At 67.5% G+C, this 21,918-nt stretch carries 15 protein-coding genes and 1 pseudogene; 9 read left to right on the top strand and 7 right to left on the bottom strand.

Features of this window, described 5'->3' with window-relative positions:
* Window positions 1–150: 150 nt before the first annotated feature.
* Together AB4Y72_RS18485 and AB4Y72_RS18490 are read right to left on the bottom strand one after the other, a co-directional pair.
* Complete coding sequence (locus AB4Y72_RS18485; RefSeq protein ID WP_441427595.1) at window positions 151–2,154, bottom strand: acyl-CoA dehydrogenase family protein; 2,004 nt, start codon at window positions 2,152–2,154, stop codon at window positions 151–153.
* Window positions 2,155–2,217: 63 nt separating this feature from the next.
* Complete coding sequence (locus AB4Y72_RS18490) at window positions 2,218–2,556, bottom strand: hypothetical protein (protein ID WP_441427596.1); 339 nt, start codon at window positions 2,554–2,556, stop codon at window positions 2,218–2,220.
* 237 nt (window positions 2,557–2,793) lie between these two features.
* On the opposite strand from AB4Y72_RS18490, the gene AB4Y72_RS18495 reads away from it, so the two are divergent.
* The 3 genes and pseudogenes from AB4Y72_RS18495 (at window position 2,794) to AB4Y72_RS18505 (ending at window position 8,911) form a co-directional block, all read left to right on the top strand.
* Entirely contained in the window at window positions 2,794–4,263 is a 1,470-nt protein-coding gene (locus AB4Y72_RS18495) for a DUF3375 family protein (protein ID WP_441427597.1), read from the top strand.
* A 2-nt stretch (window positions 4,264–4,265) separates the two neighbouring features.
* A pseudogene (locus tag AB4Y72_RS18500) lies at window positions 4,266–5,072 on the top strand (DUF4194 domain-containing protein); the annotation flags it as partial.
* Between the two features lie 302 nt (window positions 5,073–5,374).
* Complete coding sequence (locus tag AB4Y72_RS18505) at window positions 5,375–8,911, top strand: ATP-binding protein (RefSeq protein ID WP_441427598.1); 3,537 nt, start codon at window positions 5,375–5,377, stop codon at window positions 8,909–8,911.
* A gap of 3 nt (window positions 8,912–8,914) precedes the next feature.
* Here AB4Y72_RS18505 and AB4Y72_RS18510 read toward each other — a convergent pair whose 3' ends face one another.
* Complete coding sequence (locus AB4Y72_RS18510; protein ID WP_441427599.1) at window positions 8,915–10,390, bottom strand: aldehyde dehydrogenase family protein; 1,476 nt, start codon at window positions 10,388–10,390, stop codon at window positions 8,915–8,917.
* Between the two features lie 65 nt (window positions 10,391–10,455).
* Entirely contained in the window at window positions 10,456–11,616 is a 1,161-nt protein-coding gene (locus AB4Y72_RS18515; RefSeq protein ID WP_441427600.1) for an acyl-CoA dehydrogenase family protein, read from the bottom strand.
* A gap of 268 nt (window positions 11,617–11,884) precedes the next feature.
* Between AB4Y72_RS18515 and AB4Y72_RS18520 the strand changes: the two genes are divergently transcribed.
* Window positions 11,885–13,393, top strand: a complete 1,509-nt coding sequence (locus AB4Y72_RS18520) for a PucR family transcriptional regulator (RefSeq protein ID WP_441427601.1) — start codon at window positions 11,885–11,887, stop codon at window positions 13,391–13,393.
* On the opposite strand, the gene AB4Y72_RS18525 is transcribed toward AB4Y72_RS18520, so the two are convergent.
* Complete coding sequence (locus AB4Y72_RS18525) at window positions 13,362–14,645, bottom strand: CaiB/BaiF CoA transferase family protein (protein ID WP_441427602.1); 1,284 nt, start codon at window positions 14,643–14,645, stop codon at window positions 13,362–13,364. The two genes, AB4Y72_RS18520 and AB4Y72_RS18525, sit on opposite strands and share 32 nt — an antisense overlap.
* A gap of 297 nt (window positions 14,646–14,942) precedes the next feature.
* Here AB4Y72_RS18525 and AB4Y72_RS18530 point away from each other — a divergent pair, with 297 nt between their 5' ends.
* From AB4Y72_RS18530 to AB4Y72_RS18545, 4 genes are all read left to right on the top strand, one after another.
* Complete coding sequence (locus AB4Y72_RS18530; RefSeq protein WP_441427603.1) at window positions 14,943–15,716, top strand: FadR/GntR family transcriptional regulator; 774 nt, start codon at window positions 14,943–14,945, stop codon at window positions 15,714–15,716.
* Window positions 15,709–16,473, top strand: coding sequence for a cache domain-containing protein (locus AB4Y72_RS18535; RefSeq protein WP_441427604.1), 765 nt, complete (start codon window positions 15,709–15,711; stop codon window positions 16,471–16,473). The genes AB4Y72_RS18530 and AB4Y72_RS18535 overlap by 8 nt, the downstream gene beginning before the upstream one ends.
* 118 nt (window positions 16,474–16,591) lie before the next feature.
* Window positions 16,592–18,025: an aminobutyraldehyde dehydrogenase gene (locus AB4Y72_RS18540; RefSeq protein ID WP_441427605.1), complete on the top strand. Its 1,434-nt coding sequence runs from the start codon at window positions 16,592–16,594 to the stop codon at window positions 18,023–18,025.
* A gap of 98 nt (window positions 18,026–18,123) precedes the next feature.
* Window positions 18,124–19,641, top strand: coding sequence for an APC family permease (locus AB4Y72_RS18545; protein ID WP_441427606.1), 1,518 nt, complete (start codon window positions 18,124–18,126; stop codon window positions 19,639–19,641).
* Window positions 19,642–19,755: 114 nt separating this feature from the next.
* Here the strand turns inward: AB4Y72_RS18545 and AB4Y72_RS18550 are convergent, their stop codons facing one another.
* On the bottom strand, window positions 19,756–20,250 hold the full coding sequence (locus tag AB4Y72_RS18550) for an FBP domain-containing protein (RefSeq protein WP_441427607.1): 495 nt from the start codon (window positions 20,248–20,250) through the stop codon (window positions 19,756–19,758).
* Between the two features lie 427 nt (window positions 20,251–20,677).
* Between AB4Y72_RS18550 and AB4Y72_RS18555 the strand changes: the two genes are divergently transcribed.
* Window positions 20,678–21,511: an SGNH/GDSL hydrolase family protein gene (locus tag AB4Y72_RS18555; RefSeq protein ID WP_441427608.1), complete on the top strand. Its 834-nt coding sequence runs from the start codon at window positions 20,678–20,680 to the stop codon at window positions 21,509–21,511.
* Window positions 21,512–21,564: 53 nt separating this feature from the next.
* On the opposite strand, the gene AB4Y72_RS18560 is transcribed toward AB4Y72_RS18555, so the two are convergent.
* Window positions 21,565–21,852, bottom strand: a complete 288-nt coding sequence (locus AB4Y72_RS18560; RefSeq protein ID WP_441427609.1) for a YciI family protein — start codon at window positions 21,850–21,852, stop codon at window positions 21,565–21,567.
* Between the last annotated feature and the right edge of the window lie 66 nt (window positions 21,853–21,918).

Consider the following 21,918-nt stretch of genomic DNA (forward strand, 5'->3'; position numbering starts at 1 on the left):
TCACTTTCGCTGAATGAACGGGGATGCCGGTCTCGGCTCCACCTAACCATGCGGGAATCCTGATAGCAAGGATGCTTACTATCGTCAAGACCGCCTCAGCCGCGCATCAGCGACCTCTCAGCGGCCGGGCAGCGGCCGGGCAGCGGCCCGTCAGCGGTAGGTGCGGTGCAGGTCTTCCTTGACTGAGGCGCCCGTGCCGGCGTCCGCGATCCACGGACCGGTGCCTTCTGACTGGTCGAGAACCCCGGCTTCAAGCCAGGCATAGTCGCCCGCCAGCGTCTTCCGGGCCAGGGCGTGGTCGGCGTCGTCGGTGTTGCGCCACAGCCGGTCGAAGTATTCGTCCACGCGGACACGGGCCTGTTCGCAATAGGCCTCGGCGAGTTCGTAGGCGGAGGCGCCGCGTTCGGGCTGCGTCCGCAGCAGCATCTCGGCCCGGGAACAGCACGCCGCCATCGCAAAGAGCTCGGCGCCGATGTCCACGATCCGGCCCAGGAATGCCTGCTTGTGCTCAAGCTTTGCCTGCCAGCGGCCCATCCCGTAGAAGGTCTGGCGTGCCAGCCGCCGCGAGGAACGCTCCACGTAGCGCAACTGCTTGGCGAGCCGGCCGAAGTCGCTGTAGGACCTGGGGTCCATGCCGGCGCCGGCCACGAGTTTGGGCAGCCACTTCGCGTAAAAGCCGGAGGCGCCCACGGCGGCCTTGGCCTTGTCCGCGAGGCGGGCGTCCTCGGAGGCGAGGTCTCCCGCCGCTGCCAGGTGTGCGTCCACGGCTTCTCGGGCGATCAGCAGCTTCATGATTTCCGAGGACCCCTCGAAGATCCGATTGATCCGCAAATCCCGGAGCTGCTGTTCCGCGGCAACGGCCCGTTCGCCGCGGGCTTCGAGGGAGTCCGCCGTTTCGAAGCCGCGGCCGCCGCGGATCTGCACGAGCTCGTCCGCGATAAGGCAGCTGATCTCGGTGCACCACAGCTTGGCCAGTGCCGCCTCGATCCGGACATCCTTCTGCCCGGCGTCGGCCATTTCCGCGCAGAGCTCGAACACCGCGTCCAAGGCAAAGGTGCTGGCCGCGATGAACGCGATCTTCTTGCCCACGGCCTCATGCTGGCCGATCGGCCGCCCCCACTGGGTGCGGGCGTTGGACCATTCGCGGGCGATTTTCAGGCTCCACCGGCCCGAGGCGACGCACAGGGCAGGGATGGAGAGCCGGCCGGTGTTGAGCGTGGTCAGTGCGATCTTGAGGCCCTGGCCTTCGCGGCCCAGCCGGTTGGCCGCGGGGATCCGGACCTCGTGGAAGCGGGTGACGCCGTTTTCGAGCCCCCGGAGTCCCATGAAGGAGTTGCGGTTCTCCACAGTGATGCCGGGGGAGTCCATTTCCACCACGAACGCGCTGATGCCGCCCTTGTGGGCTGTCCCGTCCGGGTCCACGTGCGGCGGAACAAGTGCCATGACCACGACGAGTTCGGCGATGACACCATTGGTGGTCCACAGCTTGACGCCGTCCAGGACGTAGGAATCGCCGTCGTCGGAGCGGACCGCGGTGCAGCCCATCCGGGCGGGGTCGCTGCCGACGTCGGGCTCGGTCAGCAGGAACGCCGTGATGGCTCCGGCGGCGCAGCGGGGCAGGTATTCCTGCTTCTGGGCGGGGGTGCCGAAGACCTTGACCGGCTCCGGGACGCCGATCGACTGGTGCGCGGACAGGAGGGCGCCGAGGCTCGGATGCACCGAGCCCAGCAGGGCAAGGGCGCGGCCGTAATACACGAGCGTGAGGCCCAGCCCGCCGTATTCCCGCGGAATCTTCATGCCGAAGGCGCCGAGTTCGGCGAGTCCCCGGAGATATTCGTCCGGGATCCGGTCCTCGCGCTCAATGGTGCGGCCGGACATCGTGCGGCAGAAGGCCGTCAGGCGGGCCATGAATGCCTCGCCGCGTTCGACGTCGTCCGCGGGAGCCTCAGGCCATGGGTGGATCAGGCTCACATCGAAGCTGCCCAGATAGAGGCCCTTGGCGAAACTGGGCTGGTTCCAACTGGTCTCGCGGGCGGCCTCTGCGATGGCCCGTGCGTCGGCAGCAGTTGCCGCTGGGCCTATGTGGTCCGGCGCCGGAGTGCCGGGGGCGGGAGTTTGGGGAGCGGTGGCGGGGTCTTCAATGGCGGAGCTCACTGGGCATCTCCTCTAACCGGGTGGCCGGTTTGAGCCCTGGATCCGCCGCGGGTGGAGGACCCTTCAGCTGTCCCGCAATACTACTCGCGGGTAAGTGCCAGTGCTAGGGGCGGCCTGCCCTTGATAGTCGGCCCGGAAGTCCGTGACGAAGTCGACCTGGAAATCGCCCGGCAACTCCACCGTTGAGGCGTGGTGGACCAAGCGGTCCCAGCCGTGGTTGATGCCGCGGACCGAGCCCACCACCGCGCGGGCGAGGAGGTACCAGGCGAGTCGGGCCAGACCCACAAGAACCATGGCTGAAAACACGGACACCATCATGAAGAGGCCGATCAACAGGGCGAACACGAGGGTGCCGATGACCACCATCGTGCCCGTTTCTACTGCGCTTAGGTCGAACTGCATTCTTCCCCCTGCACCGTTGCTTCGGTTGACTCAGTAGCCCGAGCGTAGGGGGCCGAAGGCATGCTGAACTAGGGTCCTTGGGATGTTGCCCGCCTCTTGATACGGGATCGAAATGCTACCGGGGCGTAGGTCACGGCGCGGTCGCGGCGCCCTGCGTTAACCTTGTACCTGGCGGTTTTGCGTTTCCGTTGCCCGCCACACCACCCAAACCAAGCCCTGGAAGTCGAAGGAGAGTGCGTGTCCCGTTCCGCCGTGTCATCAGCCGACGCCATGAGCGCCCGGCTTCGTGACCTCGAGCTCCTCACCAAAGGGCCCGCCTGGGCGCTAACGCGCTCGGCGCCGTGGGTGATCGCCGTGCTCCAGGCCTCCTTCACGCGCACCCGAGCCCAGCTGCCGCTGGAAGAATTCCATGCCGACGTCGACGCTTTCCTTGAGCAGCTTCGGCGGCAGGCCCCCGCGGGAGAGCAACAGGGCGTCACGGCCAGCGGCGCGACCTCCGGTAGAAAATATGCGGACGAGTGGACCCGCAAGAACTTCCTGACGCGCCGGAACCAGTCGGGCCAGATCATCTACGAAGTCACCGAGCCGGCCGCCCGCGTCCTCGCCTTCCTGGACAGCCTGTCCAGCGAACGATCCACGCTGAACGGCTCCCGGCTGGGCACGCTGCTCGGCGATGTCGAGAAGCTGGCCAACGAGACCAACCCGGACCAGAGTGCGCGGCTTGAGTCCCTTGAAGAGGAGATCGACGATCGCCGGCAGCTGATGGAGGACATCAGCTCGGGGGACTTTGACGGACTGCTCGACGACGACGAGGCCGTCGAAGCCGCCGGCAACATCCTGGACCTCGCCGCGAGCCTGCCCGCGGACTACAAGAAAATGCGTGACCGGATCGAGGAGCTCGTGGGGGAGCTGCGCAACCAGATCATCGAGGAATCGCTGAGCAAGGGTGCCACCATGGCCCAGGTGCTCGAGGCCGACAAACGGCTCCGGCAGAGCCCCGAAGGCCGGACCTTCCGCTCCTTCACCGCGTTCCTGGAGGACCCGCAGCAGCAACTGAGGTTCCGGTCCGCGATCGGCGAGGTGCTGAGCCGGCAGTTCGCGGACGAGCTCAGCCACGACGAGCGCGAGACCCTCAAGAACCTGGTGGCCGAACTCCGCAGCCAGCACAGCCAGATCCAGCGGATCTACGGCAAGCTCAGCGAGAGCCTCAACACGTACGTCCAGAGTGATGACTTCCGCCAGTCTGTCCGGCTCCGCAAGGTCCTGCGGGAAGCGGAACAGGCCATCCGGTCCCTGCCATATGAGCGCGAACGGCCCGGCCTGGTGCCCGGCCCCGTGTTGTTCAGCGCCGGCTTCGAGTCGCTGGCCATGGTCAAGCTCTTTGACCCCGACGAGTTCGCGGCCCCGCCCAAGCTGGCGGACCCCATCGCCTTCTCGGAGTCGGACCGGGCCCGTTCGCCCCGGACCGCCAAGGCCAAGCCGGAGGCCATCCGCGCCGCGCTCGCCGGCGCCTCGACCCTCACCGAGGCCTGGGCCCAGCTCCCGGCCGGGGAGCGCCACATCAACTCCATCCGGGCCCTTCTCTCACAGACCCTCCACGACGGTGCCGGCTTCGACCGCGGGACCTGGGGCCCCATCGAATACGAACAAATCGACGGCACCACACGCACCGCATACCTGCCCGTCGTCACGCTCACGAAGGATTGAAGATGACTGAACTCGCCCAGGAAGAGCCTGACGCGGTAGACGCCGGCGCAGCCACCGAGCCCGCCCACCAGGGCGACCATGTGCGGAGCGACCCCTTCACGGTCACCCCGCGGGACACATTCGTGGACGGCGCAGCCCTCTTCCCGGGCGACACGGGCGTGCTTCCCATGAAGGTCCGGCAGGCCCTCGTGAAACTTCTCAAGGGTCCCTACATTGACGGTGGCCGCGACGAGAAACTGTGGACCACGCTCCTGGACAACCAGCTGATCCTGCGCAGCCGCCTCTCCGAACTGTTCCTGACGCTGCAGCTGGACCACGAGCGCAAAGTCGCCGTGCTGCGCCCCGTGGACCCCGAAGCGATCGGCGGCAGCACCCGTTCGAGCATCCTGCGGCAGCAACGCGCCCTCAGCCGGGTCGAAACCATCGTCCTGCTCCGCCTGCGCCTGCTCCTGGACCGCCACGTCACCGCCCAGACCGACCCCACGATCACACGCGAGGAAATCGCCGAACTCGTCGCCCACTATCAACCCGCCGGACAGCAGGACGCCCTGCGCGACGCCGACGTCGTCAACCGCGCCATCACCAAGCTCCTGGCCCGTCAACTCCTCCTAACCACAGGCCTGGACGAGGTCTACACGATCTCCAACGCCCTCCCCCTGGCCCTCCCGTTCGAAAACATCGGCGACATCCCGGCCCAGATCCAAGCCCTGGTGGCAGCCAGCACCGACCAGGCAGGAACGGAGCCCCTGATCGAACTCGACGCCGACACGGCAGTCCCGGCCGACGATGACAGCGACGATGACGGTGAACTGAACAAGGAGGACGACGCCGATGTCGTCGACGGCGACCTGAACACCGACGACGACGGCGATGTCGCCGGCGGAGGCGACGATGACAATGACGCAGCAGCCGCTGCGGACGCCCGAGGCGACCTGACTAGCGACGACGACGGCGATGCCGCCCCGGGAGTGGCATCGGGCCTGTCGGAGCCGGCAGCATCGTCCGCAGGACGAATGCTGTCCGGCGAAGGGGCGGGGGCGGCATCGCCGTCGGCGTTACCTGACCACACCGGCGCGCAGCCGAAGGTAACGACAAACACGGAGGCAGCCAAGTGAGCATCGCAACCATGCTCCCGCTGGGTGAGCTCACGAACCCCGGCCAGATGCGCCTGGCCCTCGTCCAGGTGGTCAACTGGGGCACGTTCCATGGCGCCCACACCATGCACGTGGACCGCAACGGCACCCTGCTGACCGGCAACTCCGGCGTCGGAAAGTCCACGCTGTTCGACGCCATGCTTCGGGTCTTCGATGCCCGTCCGCGCTCCAACGAAGCCGCGGCGCAGCGTGCCGGCGGCGCGGTTGAGGACAAGCGCACCACGTTCACGTATATGCGCGGGAAGGTAGGCGACAAGGCTGTCGGGGAGGGCTCGGCCAGTGCGTTCCAGCGCCCCGGGGCGACCTGGTCCGCCGTCGCCCTGACGTTTGATAACGCCGCCGGCACCCGGGTCACGGTCTCGGCGCTGTTCGACCTGCCCAAGAACGGCACGGAATCCAGCGTCGGCCGGTTCTACCTGATCGACAGCAAGCCGCTTGACCTCACGGCGATCGAGGGCATCGCGGACAAGCGGTTCACCAAGTCCGCGCTCGATGCGATCTTCCCGGAGGCCCAGGTCTTCGATGTCCACAAGGCATTTGCCGAACGCTTCCGCCGCCTCCTGGGCATCAACTCGGATCAGGCCCTGCCGCTGCTGCGCGTCATCCAGGCCGGCAAGGGGCTCGGCGGCAGCGTCAACACCTTCTTCCGCGACCAGGTCCTCGATGCTCCGGCCACGCTGGCCGCCGCGGACGACGTCGTCGAGGAATTCAGCAACCTCATGTCCATCCGGCAGCGCCTCGAGGACGTCCGCCAGCAGCGCGACCAGCTGGCCCCCGTACCGGGGCTGAACAAGGACTACGCGCAGGCACTGCTGGACGCGAACCGGCTGCGTGAGCTCTCCGGCGGGGAATTCGAGGCCTATAAGCAGCAGCTGGCCGTCACCGTCCATGAGAAGTCCCTGGCCCGGCTCAAGGGGCTCGCCCAGGCGAAGGCCGGCGACCTGGCAGCCGAACGCGGTGTCCGCGACGGCTTCGCCAAGGAGCTCCGTCAGCTGGAGGCGGAGTACAACAACCAGGGCGGCAACGCGATTTCCGCGATAGAACAGTCGCTGGAGAACGCACGGGTGGGGCTCAAGCTCCGCCAGGAGGTCGAGGAAGCGACCCGCAAGGCGCTGTCCGACGCCGGGCTGGACCTCCAGTGGTCGGCCGCCGGTTGGGACCAGGCCCACGCCCATGCCGCGGCGCGCTCAGCCGAACTGCAGGACGACTCCGAGGCCCTCAGGGAGCTGAGGTTCGAGGCGTTTGACGGCCACGCGACCAGGAAGCGCGAACTCGCCGCGGCCCAGCAGGAGCTTGTCTCGCTGAAGACGCGCAAGTCGCTGCTGCCGCCGTCGAGCATTGAGAACCGCAGCGCCATAGCTGCGTCCACCGGGGTGCCCGAAGAATTCATGCCCTTCGGCGGCGAACTGATCGACCTCGCGGAGGGCCAGGAGCAGTGGCGGCCGGCCGCCGAGCGCGCGCTCCGGAGCCTGGCCACCACGCTGCTGGTGCCCGGGGAGCACTTTGCCGCCGTTACCCGGTACCTCAATGACCACTCCGTGCGCGGGGCGCTGCGCGCGGTGGACGTCTCCAGGCCGCTGCCCGGCGGCGCGCTGGCTGTCGAGGACGTGGCTGACGGGGACCTGCTGACCAAGCTCAGTTTCCTCACCGACGCCGGGCTGCCCGCCGGCCCCCAGGCCCAGGCGCTGGCGGACGCCAGCGCTTGGTTGCGTGAACGGATTGCGCTCGACTTCGCCTACCCGTGCGTGGAAAACCCGGACGAACTCGCCGGCCTGGACAAGGGCCTGAGCCTGGGCGGGGTGGTCAAGCGCAACCGCCACACGGTGGAAAAGGATGACCGCTTCACCTCCCGGCAGGACTACGTGCTTGGATTCGACAACGCCGCCAAGCTGGAGCTCGTGGCAGCCCAGGTCGAGGACCTGCAGCAGGAGCTGGCCAAGGCCGCCGAACTGGCGCAGAGCCGGGAAGAGTCCCACCAGGGGATGACCCGGCAGCTGGATGCCCTGCGCCGCGTGGCCGACGACCACCGGCCCTGGGAGCAGGTCTCGGCGGCCGTCGCCGCGGAAGAGCTGAAGCGGATCGAGCAGCGGCTCAAGGATGCCCTCGCGGCGCAGGCCGACCTCGAGCCGCTGCGCGCCAACGTCGAAGCCGCGCGGCAGAAGCACCAGTCCAGCACCGAGGCGGCGGCCGTGCTGCAGAGCGAGTACAAGGCCCTCGACGCGCGAATGACCGCGGCTGATTCGCTGCTCGACGCCGCACGCGGCCGCCTGGCCCAGTCGCCGCCGTCGGAGGCCAGCATTGCCGCGCTGGAACCATACTTCACCGGCTTCGGCGACGTCCTGGAGATGCACGAACTCGACAACCTCGCCAACCAGGTCCGCACCCGGCTGCTCGCCGAACTGCACGGTGCCGAGTCCCGCGGGCAGGCCACCTCGGAGCGGCTCACCCGCATCTTCGAGGGCTTTGTCCGCGAATGGGGCACGGCGATTTCCGCGGATCACGGCACGTCGATCGGGGCGGCGGGGGAGTTCGAAGGCCGCTACCACGCGATTGTCAGCGACGGTCTGCCCGCCCAGGAGGCCGAGTTCCGTCAGTTCTTCAACCAGCGCACGCACGAGTCCTTTTCCACCCTGCTGCACCTGCTGGACGAGGAACGCCGCGCCATCACGAGCCGCATCCTGCCGCTGAACGGGATCCTGTCCGAGGTTAACTTCCACGAGGGCAGCTTCCTGGAACTGGACATCAAGCAGACGCTGCCCGCGACGGCGAAGCAGTTCAAGGACGCCATCCAGAATGCGCTCAAGGTCCGGCACGCCCGGCCGGCGAAGGCGGTCACTGCGGCGTCCGCCGCCGTGCCCGGGGCGGCGGGCACGGAAACGGACGAGGACGCCGAGCTCACCAACCGCTACAAGTCGCTTGAAACGCTCGTGAAGCGGCTCGGCTCGCAGACCCCGGAGGACCGGCGCTGGCGGGCGGAGGTGCTGGACGTCCGCGGCCACCTGTTCATCCAGTGCAAGGAGCACCGCGAGGTCCAGGGTGCCGGTTCCAAGGGTGCCGGCGCCAAGGCCGCGGGGACGGGTGCGAAGAAGACTGAGGTCTTCATGCACGCGGACACCGGCTCCATGTCCGGCGGTGAGCGGCAGCGCTTCACCGCGTTCATCATGGCAGCGGCGCTGAGCTACCAGCTGGGCATCGCCGAGCAGGGCTTCACCACCTACGGCACCGTCATGATGGACGAGGCGTTTGTGCTTGCCTCGGAGGAATTCGCCGGTGCGGGCATCAAGGCGCTGCACGAGTTCGGCTTCCAGCTGCTGCTGGCCGCGCCGGAGAACGTGATCGACCTTTCCCGGCACCTGGGGTCAGTGACGGAGATCCTGCGGGACAAGCGCACCAACCGCTCCGGCGTCCTGACCGCCCCTGTGATTACCCCTCGCCCCGGTATGGAAGGCACTTGGCGGTCCGAGGCGAACCCCGTGGACATCGTGCTGCGCTGACGCTTACGCGCCGGACGGGGCGCGGCCGCCCCGGAGATAGACGGTGGTGGTGTGCGTGTAGAACTCCTTGGCGCTTTGCCCCTGTTCCTTGGGTCCGTAGCCGCTCTTCTTGGCCCCGCCGAACGGCACATGCGGATCGGCGCCGGCGGATTCGGAGTTCACGTGCAGGATTCCGACGTCCAGCTCGTCCATTCCCTCCAGCGCGACAGTGACGTCCTGTGTGAAGAGGGCAGCGGAAAGCCCGAATTCGCTGTCATTCGCCAGGTCAAACGCGTCCTGCGTCGAGGCCGCCCGGCGGACGCTCAGCACGGGGCCGAAGAGCTCATTGCGCCAAATGTCAGCATGATGTGCCCCCGTTAGCTCCAGGATCGTGGGGGCTACGAAGTGGCCTTCGGCTCGGGCTGCATCTTCATAGGGGAGGCCGCCCGTCAGCAGCCCGGCGCCTTGGTCCACCGCGGTGACGACGCCGCGCTGGATGGATGCCCGTGCGTCGGCGCTGACCACGGGTCCCATCTGGGTGGACGGGTCCGCGGGGTCGCCCACCTGCAGGGATTGGGCCTTGGCCGCCAGCCCGGCGAGGAATTCATCGGCCACGGCGTCCGCCACGATCAGCCGCGACGTCGCCGTGCACTTCTGCCCGGCGGAGCGGAACGCTCCCAGCATGACCTGTTCCGCGGCCAGTTCCAGGTCTGCATCGGCCAAGACGATGGCGGCATTCTTTCCGCCCATCTCGGCCTGGATGGGCACGCCGCGCGCCGCTGCCGCGGCGGCCAGGGTGCGCCCCACGCCGGTGGACCCCGTGAAGGACAGCCCGTCCAGCGCCGGGTGTTCCACCAGGCTGGTCCCAACGGTCCCGGGTCCAATCAGCAGATTCAGCACCCCGTCGGGCAGCCCGGCCTGTTCAAGCGCCTGGGTCAGCCGCATGGCCAGCAGCGGCACGGTGCTGGCCGGCTTCCAGACAACCGTGTTGCCGTACGCCAGTGCGGGCGCGATCTTCCACGCCGGGATGGCGATGGGGAAGTTGAACGGCGTCACGACGCCCACTACCCCCAGCGGCTTGCGCGTGACGAAAATCTTTTCGCCCCGGCGCGGCGAGGAATACACCGCCCCGGCCTCCCGGTCGCCGTCGTTCCCGTAATACCGGAAGATCTGCGCGGCGCGCAGGACCTCGCCCTGGCCCTCGGCCAGCGTCTTTCCTTCCTCGCGGGCCAGTTCCAGGCCCCAGGCCTGCGAGTTGTCCTCCAGGACCGCGGCGGTGCGCAGCAGCGCGGCACCGCGTTCATGGGCCGGAGTGCGGGCCCAGCCATGCTTGGCGGCCACGGCGCCCGCCATGGCGCGTTCGACGTCGGCCGGTCCGGCCTGCAGGCCACGGGCCACCGTCTCGGCCGGGCGGGCCGGGTTGGCGGAGGTGATGATGCCGCCGTCGCCCTGAACCCAGGTGCCCGAGATGTAATGCCGCACTTCCACTGCTGTAGTCATTGCCTTGTTCATTTGCTGGGGTTCCTTTGCTGGGTTCCTTGCTGGCGCTCCGGTGCTGGCCGCGGCTAGCGGAAGGCCGGGATGCCCGTGATGTGGTTGCCGAGGATCAGCGTGTGGACCTCGTCGGTGCCCTCGTAGGTGCGGACTGATTCGAGGTTGTTGGCGTGCCGCAGCGGCGAATAGTCGAGGGTAATGCCGTTGCCGCCCAGCATCGCGCGGGCGTCGCGGCAGATCTGGATGGCCTCGCGGCAGTTGTTGAGCTTCCCCACCGAGATGTGGTGCGGCTTGAGCTGGCCGGCTTCCTTGAGGCGGCCAATCTGCAGCGCCAGAAGCATGCCCTTGTTGATTTCCAGGGCCATGTTGACCAGCTTTTCCTGGGTCAGCTGGTACCCCGCCAGCGGCTTGTCGAACTGCAGGCGTTCCTGTGAGTACCTGACTGCAGTCTCGTAGCTGTCCCGTGCGGCGCCCATGACTCCCCAGATGATGCCGTAGCGGGCCTCATTGAGGCACTCGAACGGACCGCGGAGGCCTTTGGCGTTCGGCAGTATCGCGGCGGACGGGAGCCGGACCTCGCTGAGTTCGATGTCGCACTGGATGGAGGCCCGCATGGAGAGTTTGGGCTCAATCGGGGTGGCTTTGAACCCGGGGGTGTCGGTGGGCACGATGAAGCCCCGCACGCCGTCGTCGGTCATGGCCCAGATGATGGCGATCTGGGCGATCGAGGCGAGGCCGATCCAGCGCTTGGAGCCGTTGATGACCCAGTCCTGCCCGTCGCGTCGGGCGAAGGTCTTCATGCTGCCCGGATCGGAGCCGGCGGTGGGCTCGGTCAGGCCGAAGCAGCCAACGACGTCGCCGGCGGCCATCTTGGGCAGCCACTGGTTCTTCTGTTCCTCGGAGCCGTGCTTGTAGATGGCGCTCATGGCGAGCGAGCCCTGCACGCTGACGAAGGTGCGCAGGCCTGAGTCGCCGGCCTCAAGTTCCATGGCCGCGATGCCGTATTCGACGGCGGAACGGCCCGGGCAGCCGTAGCCCTTTAAGTGCATGCCCAGAAGCCCCAGTGCGGCCATTTCCTTGATGATCTCCACCGGGAAGACGGCCTGCTCATACCAGGAGGCGATGTTGGGCCGGATGGTGCTGTCAACAAACGACCGCACCTTGTCCCGCATGGCAAGTTCTTCCGGGCTGAAGAGGGAACCGAGGTTCAGCAGGTCAGAGGATTCGTTCACGGTGTTCTCCAAGGGTGTTCTCCAAGAGTGTGCGGGGCGGGGTCTTAGGCCGCCGACGGCGCCTGGCACGCGCGGCAGGCGCGGCCGGTGCCGCCCCGGGAATGAAGACGGCAAGGTGGCGGGTCCGGGGGAGGCTGTCGGCGGGACTCGTCATATACAACAAGGTAGCGGGCCGTTGGCCGTCTGACATTGGATGGTCTGCCCCCATTTGGGCGTGTTTTGGTTAGAATATACAAAGGATTCGCGTCTGCTCGGAAGGGGTCACCGCGTGATCAGTCTGGCCCAGCTTCACAGTCAACTCGGCCGCGATCTGCGCCCCGCCGCGGGAGGCGTGGTGGCGCGCCGACAGGTCTCGGGTGTGCACATATCCGAGCTCGACGATCCCACACCGTATTTGGAAGGCGGCGAGCTTCTCCTCACTACTGGCATCCCCGTTTCGGGCGCAGAGGCCAAGGTGCAGGCCTATGTCCGGCGCCTGGTGGAGCGCAACGTCGCAGCCCTGGGGCTTGGCTTGGGCGCCGGCGTGAATGAGGTGCCGCCGGCGTTGTTGGCCGCCTGCGCGTCGGAGGGACTGGAGCTGCTGGTGGTTCCCGACGGCACGCCGTTCATGAACGTGTCGCGCGCCTATTGGGACCTGGTGGGCCGGGAGGGGCAGGCGGATCTGGCTGCCAGCCTCGGCACGCAGACAGCCCTGGCCCGCGCGGCGACGCAGGCGGACGCGCTGCCTTCCGTGGTGAGGGCGCTCGCCCAGGCGCTGGGTGGCTGGGTGGCGTACCTTCCGGCGGACAACGGGGCGGAAACGCTGTGGCCGGCGGACAACCACGCGATCGTGAGTCAGCTGCGCCGGGAGACGTCGCGGCTGGACATGGCGGTGACGCATTCGGCCTCCACCTTCCAGATCCATGGCACAGACGTGGTGGAGTATCCCGTGCTGGTGGGGCGGCGGGTGGCGGGTTTTCTGGCCATTGGCGCCGGACGCAAACTGACGCGGGCTGACCGGCAGATCATCATGACGGTGTGCGTCCTGCTCTCGCTCAAGGCCGCCCAGGAGCAGGAAAGCGCCGCCACCGCCGCCGCGCTCGGCTCGGCCGTGACCAAGCTCTTTCTGACCGGATATGTCGATGCCGGCCGGGCGCTGGCCCCGGATTTGGGCATCGTTGTGCCCACCGGGGCCGTCCGGGTCCTGGTGGTGCGTAGCGAAACAGATGCCGCCGCAGCTTCCGCGGAGCTGGAGGCGCGGCTCCGCGCCGGGACCGGCTGGCCAGTGGCGGCCAGTGCCCTGCGATCCTGCCGTCTGCGCCATGCGGCCGGCACCCTGAGCTACTACCTGCTGGACGCGGAGCACGCCGACGCTGGCGGATCGGGCCACACGGCAGGGGCCGGCGGGACGGAACCGGACGACGTCGGCAGCAGCACGATCACTGCGGTGCTGAGCCGGCCAATGCCCCTAGAACGTGTGAACGATGAGGCCGGACAGCTGGCGGCCATGGTGCGTGCGCTGGAGGCCGGGCAGATTATCGAGGCCCCGGCAGGGGCTCTTGACCCGCGGGTTCAGGGCTGGGTGGCGGCGCTGCGCGGTTACCGGCGGGCTGACCTGGTCGGCACCATACGCGCCTACCTGCGGCACCGGGGTCAGTGGGAGGGCGCCGCCCGCGAGTTGGGGATCCACCGTAACTCGCTGCGTCACCGGATGGGAATTGCAACCGAACTGCTGCAGGCGGATCCGGACGATCCCGACGTGGCCGCTAATCTGTGGCTGGCGCTGCGCTGGGTGTAGCGCCGTATCGACCTGCACCGGCGCTCCCGGCACTGGCGCCGTCGGCAAGCCAGGCCCGGACGCGCTCGCTGTGTTCGCCCAGCGACGGCGGGGCCGTCGCTGGTGCCGGAAACGCCGGCGTCCAGGTAATGGGGTGGCGGATCTGCCGTCCGGCGGGCTGGCCCTCGGCGTTGTGGACCTCGATGGTTGGTTTAAGTCCAAGGGACTCGGCGTAGGCCAGACCCTCATCGATGCCGGCCACATGGCCGGCCGGGACGCCGGCGTCGATGAGCTTGTCCTGCCAGCTGAGGGCGGAGGACACGGAGAGGGCTTGCTCCAGCAGGGGCACCAATTCCGTGCGGTGTTCCACCCGCGCGTTGTTGGTGGCAAAGCGCGGGTCCCGGGCCAGGCCGGCAATGCCCAGAACCTGGGTCAACTTGGCGAACTGACCGTCGTTGCCGCAGGCCACCGCGAGCGGGGCATCGGCACACTCGAGCAACTGGTACGGCACGATCGAGGGATGCGCGCTGCCCATGCGGTGCGGAACCTTGCCGGCACCCAGGAAGGCCTGGCCCTGGTTTGCCAGCGCGCCTTGCAGGCTTGAGAGGAGGTTGAGCTCAAGATGGGCGCCGCGCCCCGAGACCGCCCGTGCCGCCAAAGCGGCCAGGACGCCAACGGTGGTGTCCTTGGCTGTCAGGACGTCAACCAAGGCCACCCCGGCCTTGGTGGGGCTGCCGTCTTTCTCGCCGGTGATGCTCATCAGTCCGCCCAGCGCCTGGACGATGAAGTCATACCCCATCAGGTTGGCTCCGCCCGCGCTGCCAAACCCGGTGATCGAGGCGTAAATCAGGCCGGGATTGCCAGCAGAGAGTTCCGCGTAGCCCAGGCCCAGTTTCGTCATGCCCCCGGGCTTGAAGTTTTCCACCAGGACGTCGGCGCGCAGGGCCAATTCCTTGGCCAGCTGCAGATCGCCGGGGTCGGAAAGGTCCAGACAAACCGATTCCTTGTTGCGGTTCGCGCTCTCAAAGTAGGTGGCCCCTGTGGCGGAGAACGGCGGCCCCCAGTTGCGGGTGTCGTCGCCGGCGCCGGGGCGTTCCACCTTGATCACGCGGGCGCCCAGATCAGCCAGCGTCATGGTGGCCAGCGGGCCGGCCAAGACCCGGGAGAAATCGGCCACCAACAGGCCGGACAAGGGTCCGGCAGAAGTGTCCCTGGGCTCGTGGGCGTCGCCCCGGTCGGCGGAACCGGGCTGCGGGCCGGGCCTCGAAGTCATGGGACTCCCTTCGTGGATTGCCCGCGGCGCATCCCCGAGCCGCGGGTACCTGATCAAGGATTCGAAGCCTAACAAGGCCCAACCCGCAGATCATTGGATAAACCATCCAGGCTTTGGCATCTCCGCACAATCATCATCCGACGGCAAGGGGATCATCCGCCCCACGCGTGCGGCCAACTCCTGCGGCGGGGGATCCGCGGCCGCTTCCCACCCGCGCCGGCGGGGCCGATAGAGTGGCGCTATGGAAGATCCTTCGGTCCGGGCCCGCTCCGAACGCCGTCGGCCAAAGGCGCTGCGGTGACTCGGGAACCAGTCGCCCCCGCGCCGTCGCGCGGCGCCCGAGCCGCCGTATTCGCCCAGCTGACCGGCGCCGGCAGATCCGAGCAGGTGGCCCAGCGGCTGACCGATGCCATTCTGCTGGGCGTGTTGTCTCCGGGTGATCGGCTGCCCAGCGAGGCGGAGCTGGCAAAGCGGTTTGGCGTGGCCTTGGTGACGGCGCGCGACGGTCTGGGGGCTGTCCGCGAGGCCGGGCTGGTGGAGACCAGGCGAGGCCGCGAGGGTGGCAGCTTTGTGCTGCCCACAGAGCAGACGCCGGAGAGACTCCTGCAGGCCCGGCTGCGCGGCCTCTCGCAGGTGGAAATTGCCGATCTCGCGGTCTATTTTGGCGTGCTGGCCACCGGTTGCGCGGAACGGGCGGCCGAGCTGGCATCCGCCGACGAGGCCCAGCGGCTCACCGCCTGGCTTGAAGGTGCCGATTTTGGTTCCGCCAGCGATTCCGGCCGGAACGCCGGCGGCTTCTACCTCGAAATCGCCGTGATCAGCCAGTCGCCGCGGCTCGTTCGGGAGCAGATCCGCCTTCAGGCGGAGTTTGGGCCCATGCTGTGGTTGTGTTTGACGGATCCCGCCATGCGGGCACGGGTCTATGCCCAAAACTTGCGAACCGCCGAGGCGATCACCGCCCACGACGCCGCCGCGGCCCGCACCTCCGTCCGGGGTCAGATCAGCGATCTTTCCGTGTGGCTGCTGGAAGCCAAGGAGCGGCTGGAACGAGGAGCAGCGGCTGATGGCTGACAATGACCTGACGGATCCCATTCAGGCCCGGGCGCAGGACTGCGCCGCGGCCATCGGAGCGTTGTTCAGCGGCGTCTTCGACACCCTGCAGCGGTGGCGGAGCCTGGTTGAGGCCTCAACCGCCTGGGGCGCGGGGGACATCGACCCCGCCGTTTACGCCATGGTCGAGCCGGAACTGACGGCGGCCGACCCGCGGCTGATCGGCGCCGGATTCGTCGCGGCGCCGGGCGTGGTGCGGGGCGGCGGTCTCCATTTTGCCTGGTGGCTGGGCCCGCTGGAGGACAACCCGATCCTGGGCACCACCACGGAGCCGAGCCGCCTCGATCTGGCGTCGCGCGAGTATGCCGACTATCTGCGGGACCTCAGCGCTCTCGAGTGGTATCGGGTGCCCGAAACCACGGGTGCCCGTCACATCACGGGACCCTATGTTGACCACTTGTGCACGTGCGACTACATCCTGACGCTCACCGTACCGGTCAACGTCGGCGGGTCCATGGCAGGGGTGGTGGGCGCCGACCTTCTGGTGCGCCGGCTGGAGCGGGACGCCTTGCCGCTGATGCGCGCCGTGGGGGCTCCGAGCGTGCTGGTAAGCGCCGCGGGAAGGGTGGTGGTCTCCACCGATCCGGCGCTCCCCGTAGGAACCCTCGTGGCCCCGGATGCCGCCCCGGATGCCGCCCCGGATGCCGGCCCGGCAGCCGGCGGCGTCATTGCCTGCCCCGGAACTGACCTCAACATCAGGATGCGGATAGACCGATAAAATAAACATCCCATTTCAGATGAATAAGGTGTATTCTCGCCATGTGGCCGTGAAGTAGGTCACATAGACGTGTGGTCCGCGGCGCGGCCCGGCCACCCACTTCATCGAAGGGAACCCCATGAGCGTGCGGAATTTGCGGAACTTCGTCAACGGCAAGTTTGTTGACTCGGCCGCCATCAGCCGGCTGGAGATCCACAATCCGGCCACGGAAGAGCTCATCGCCACAACGCCCGTTTCCAACGCCGATGACGTCGCTGCAGCGTATGCGGCAGCCGCGGCAGCGTTTGAGACCTGGAGCGAAACCACCCCGGCGGAACGGCAGCGGGCGCTGCTGCACATCGCCGACGCCGTCGAGGCCCGGGCCGAGGAGCTGGCGGACCTCGAATGCGCAGATACCGGCAAGCCCCGGGCAGGGATTGTCGCGGATGAGATCGACGTACTCGTGGATCAGATCCGATTCTTTGCCGGCGCCGCCAGGACGCTGGAAGGGCGGGCCACCGCCGAGTACCTAGCAGACCACAGCTCCTCCATCCGGCGCGAGCCGATCGGCGTCATCGGCCAGGTGGCCCCGTGGAATTACCCGCTGATGATGGCGGCGTGGAAGGTCATTCCCGCGCTGGCCGCCGGCAATACCGTTGTTCTCAAGCCCTCCGATTCCACCCCGAGCTCCACCCTGCTGTTCGCCGAGCTGGCCAGTGCGTTCCTTCCGGCGGGGGCGTTCAATGTGGTGCTGGGCGACCGCGAGACGGGCAAAGCCCTGGTGGCGGACGCAGCCCCGGAAATGGTGTCCATCACCGGAAGCGTGCGGGCCGGAATGGAGGTGGCCGGGGCGGCGGCCGCCGACGTCAAGCGCGTGCATCTCGAGTTGGGCGGCAAGGCACCGGTTATCGTGTTCGACGACGTCGACATCGCCACCGCCGTGGCGGGCATCGTCCCGGCGTCCTTCTACAACGCCGGCCAGGACTGCACCGCGGCCACGCGCCTGCTGGTGCATGAGGACATCCACGATGAGTTCGTGGCTGCGTTCACCGAGGAGGTGCGGCAGAACGCCAGGACTGGCGGCCCCGCCGAGGAGGGAATCCTGTACGGCGCGCTCAGCAGCGCCGACCATCTCCAGCGCGTCTCCGGATTCCTGGAACGGCTGCCGGAACACGCCACAGTTGAAGTTGGCGGCAAGCGCCACGGGGACGTCGGGTACTTCCACGAGGCGACCGTCGTGTCCGGACTGAATCAGGCCGACGAACTCGTCCAGAGCGAGGTCTTCGGCCCGATCGTCACGGTGCAGAAGTTCTCCACCGACGCCGAGGCCCTGGCCTTGGCCAACGATGTGGACTACGGGCTGGCGTCCTCGGTGTGGACCAAGGACCACACCCGTGCCATGCAGTTCGCCAAGCGCCTCGACTTCGGCTGCGTCTGGATCAACACCCACATCCCCCTGGTGGCTGAGATGCCGCACGGCGGATTCAAGCACTCCGGGTACGGCAAGGACCTGTCCATGTACGGGCTCGAGGATTACACCCGGATCAAGCACGTCATGAGTTACATCGGCTAGCCGGCGCCACCGCCAGCCGCTCAAAGGCGGCCACCCAACCGGCGGCCGCCGCCGGCACCCCCGCCGGAATCTCCCCCCAAAGTCGTCGGAAGGAAATCATGTCTACCGAACCCCGCGCCGAGCTAAACGATAGTGAACATCTTGCCGTCCTGGGCTACCAGGACTCGTTCGACCGATCCATGTCCCTGTGGGCCAATTTTGCCCTCGGATTCACCTACCTATCGCCGCTGGTGGGGGTGTACTCCCTCTTCGCCATCGCCATGGCGGCCGGCGGCCCGCCGTCGGTCTTCTGGATCTTCATCGTGGGGGCCGGACAGATGCTGGTGGCGCTCGTATTCAGCGAGGTGGTCTCGCAATACCCCATCCACGGAGGAATCTATCCATGGACCAGGCGGCTCTGGGGCAGGCGCTACGCCTGGATGGCGGCCTGGGTCTACATCTGGGCCATGATCGTCACCATCACGGCGGTGGCCGAATTTGGCAGCGGCTTCCTGGCCAGCCTGTTCGAGGTTGAGGTGACCCGGGAAACCACGCTTGGTCTGACGGTACTGCTCCTTGTTGTGGCTCTGGCCTTGAACTTCACCGGCACCAAGACGATGGCCCGAGTCGCCCGGATCGGGCTGGCTTCCGAGCTGATCGGCGTGATCGCCGTCGGCCTGTACCTGTTGATTTTCCAGCGCAAGCAGAGCTTCGGCGTGTTCTTCGACTCGATGGGCGTGGAGGGCGATGGCAGTTACCTGCACGCCTTTATGGGAGCCGCCCTGGCCGGTCTCTTCCTTTTCTACGGCTTTGAAGCCTGTGGCGACGTGGCGGAGGAAGTCGCCAGTCCGGCCCGGCGGATCCCGCGGGCCATGATCATGACCATCGTGGTGGGAGGCGTCTCCGCACTCTTTTCCTTCGGCGGCTACGTGCTTGCGGCGCCCAACCTGCAGGAGATCGTCAACGGCCAGGACCCGGACCCGATCCCCGCCATCCTGGAATCGGCCCTCGGCCCTGTGGGTGCCAAGATCTTCCTGGTGGTTGCCATCACGGCCTTCCTGTCCTGCGTGCTGAGCCTGCAGGCGGCAGCGAGCCGGCTGATCTTCTCCTTTGCCCGGGACGGAATGGTGCCCGGCCACCGCTGGCTGTCCAGGGTTTCCGGCACTGCCAGAGTGCCGGCGAACGCCCTCATCGTGGCCGCCAGCATCCCGCTGGCCATCTGCATCATCATCTATCTGGGCTCCGATGAACTGCTGACGCAGATCACGTCCTTTGCGGTCCTGGGCATCTACATCGCCTTCCAGTCCGTGGTGCTGGCATCCCTGCGCCAGCGGCTCAAGGGCTGGCGGCCGGCGGGCCCGTTCAGTCTGGGCGCCGCTGGTCTCGCGATCAATGTCGCCGCCCTGGGCTACGGCATCTTTGCCATGGTGCTGCTGGCGTGGCCCGGATCGACGGGCGTCTTTGTCACGGACTGGACCGTCCTGATCGGCCTGGCCGTGGTGGCGGGCACCGGTCTTCTCTACCTCTTGCTGGCCCGCCCGGACGCGAAGTCGACGGCGCCCACCGGTGACGCTATTGAGGTTGCCGCCCTGCTTCGTGCCGGCGGTGTCCGGCCGAGCAGCCCTACTGGGGTCTGAAGGCGAGGGGTTTCCTTCCGCAACGCGGGGTCATTTACGGTCCATAAACGCCGTCATAATGGGCCGCAAGTGACCCCGCGTTGCCTGGTGCCGGAGCTACGTTCCCTGTGTTCCCTAAGTTCCCTGTACGCGCTGGACGAACTGGGCGGTCCGTGCCACCAGGCCGTCGATCTGCCGGAGCACGACGGCGGCGGGGTCCGGGTTGATCTCGTTGGCCGGCGGCTCCACCCGCACATTGCGGCAGCAGACGAAATCGGCGCAGATCAAGGTGCCCAGGGTGTTGCCGTTGCGGCCGGACTGCCCTGCGCGCCGGGCCACCCACAGCACCACGTCGTCCTTGGAGAACACGTCCCGGCACAGCTCGCAGAGCACGGAACGGTTCTTTTTGGCCCCGCCTTCAGGTGCCCGGAGCATGATGCCGGTGGGACCCTTCGGCCCGGGAACCACGAGATAGCCGCGGAGCGGCATCTTTTCGTCCCGCCAGGCCAGGAAGTCGATGCGTTCCCAGTCGAGGGTGTCGAAGTTCTTGGGCAGATTGAGTTTCGCCGCTTCTGACCGGCTCGCATTGATGAAGGATGAGCGAATCTGTTGCGCCGTGAATTTATGCATGGTGGTAACTTTCGGAATCGGTTGGCTCCGGCTCGCCCGAGCGTGCGGCGGGACAGAGCGGAAAAGGGGCAGAGCGGTGCCAGCCTGTGATTCCGGTGGGGACCGGGCGTCCGCGCGGGTTTAGCCCGCAGCGGGGCGGGATTGCACGGGAAGGGCTGGCAGCGGCGCGGCCGCGTAGCAGGCCAGAACGGCCACCCCGCTCACCGTGGCAGCAGTCATCGTTGCGATGCCCATGCTCACTTCCCCCGTTTCAACAATTCGGTTTCAACAATGCGTTTCAACAATGCGCCGGTTCCGAGTCGCCGGCGAGCCTATCCTTGCAAAGCGCAGGATGGCTGTCCAATTTCTTCCAGGACCCACCGGAGGATGCCCCACTTGTTAACCCGGGTTTTCCCTGTTGGCCGGGTGGGATGGCTAGCGTGGCCGGGTGGAGAACTTCCTGACGCCGCGCCCGGACGGGCGACGGCTCTATGTTGCCTTAGGGGATTCCTTCACCGAGGGGGTCGGGGACTACGATCCGCGTCTCCCCAATGGGGTGCGGGGCTGGGCGGACCGGGTCGCGGAGAAGCTGGCAAAGGCGCAACCGGGGTGGGAGTACGCCAATCTGGCGATCCGCAGCAAACGGCTGCGCCACATCACCGCCGAACAGCTCGGGCCGGCCCGGGCCATGGAACCGACCCTCATCACGCTGTACGCCGGAGGCAACGACATCCTCGATTTCGGCACGGACATCGGATCCCTCATGCAGGATTACGAGTCCTTGGTGGCTGCGCTCGCCGGCACGGGGGCAACAGTCGTGCTGTTCACCGGCTTCGACGTCAAGGTGTCCGCCCTGTTGGAACCACTGAAGAAACGCAACGCCTTCTACAACCGGCGCGTCCGCGAGATCGCCGGACGATACGGCGCGGTGCTGGTGGACTACTGGTGCTTCGATGCTTTCCAGGACCCGCGGATGTGGGATTCGGACCGGTTGCATATGTCCAAGGCGGGCCACAAGTACCTTGCCTCACAGGTCCTGGATCATCTCGGCGTGCCCCACAAAATCAAACCAAAAGAGTGGGAGCCGCCCGTGAAGCCGGGCCTGCGGGAGTGGGAGCGTCGGCAGCGCCACTGGGTTCACGATTGGGTGCTGCCCTTGTTCGGGCGGAAGATCCGCGGGGTCACCCTCGGTGACCAGCTTCGGCCACGCTGGCCCGAGCCCGTGAAGGTCCCGCGCAAGGGCGGCCTAAAGAAGTTGGTACCGCCACAGCGCGCCAGCTGAGGCGGCGGGCTGGGTCCGCGCCGGCAGGGCCGGCTGCGGGCGCCCGGCCCGGCTCAGCTGTCCAACAGGTTTTCGTACCCCGGAGCCACCCTGTTGGCATGGAACTCCATGACCTCGAAGTCGGCCACGCCGTTGACGTAGAACGGGTCCTTGGCCAGGGCGGCGTCAAGGCTGGCCCGGTCCGCGTTGGAGAGCAGGAGGCCGCCGGTGCGGGGGATTTTGCGCCCTGCGACCATAAAGACGCCCTCATCGAAGGCCGCCTGCAGCCACGTCACGTGCGCCGGGAGATGGAACTCGACGATGTCCTCGGGGACCTTATAAGTCAGGGAGACTACGTACATGGGGTCAGCCTACCGGTAGCGGGCGCGGACCGGGCGGGGACCTTTCCGGAATTTCCCGGGCCGAAG

The sequence above is a fragment of the Arthrobacter sp. YAF34 genome, assembly GCF_052113245.1.
Taxonomy (GTDB): domain Bacteria; phylum Actinomycetota; class Actinomycetes; order Actinomycetales; family Micrococcaceae; genus Arthrobacter.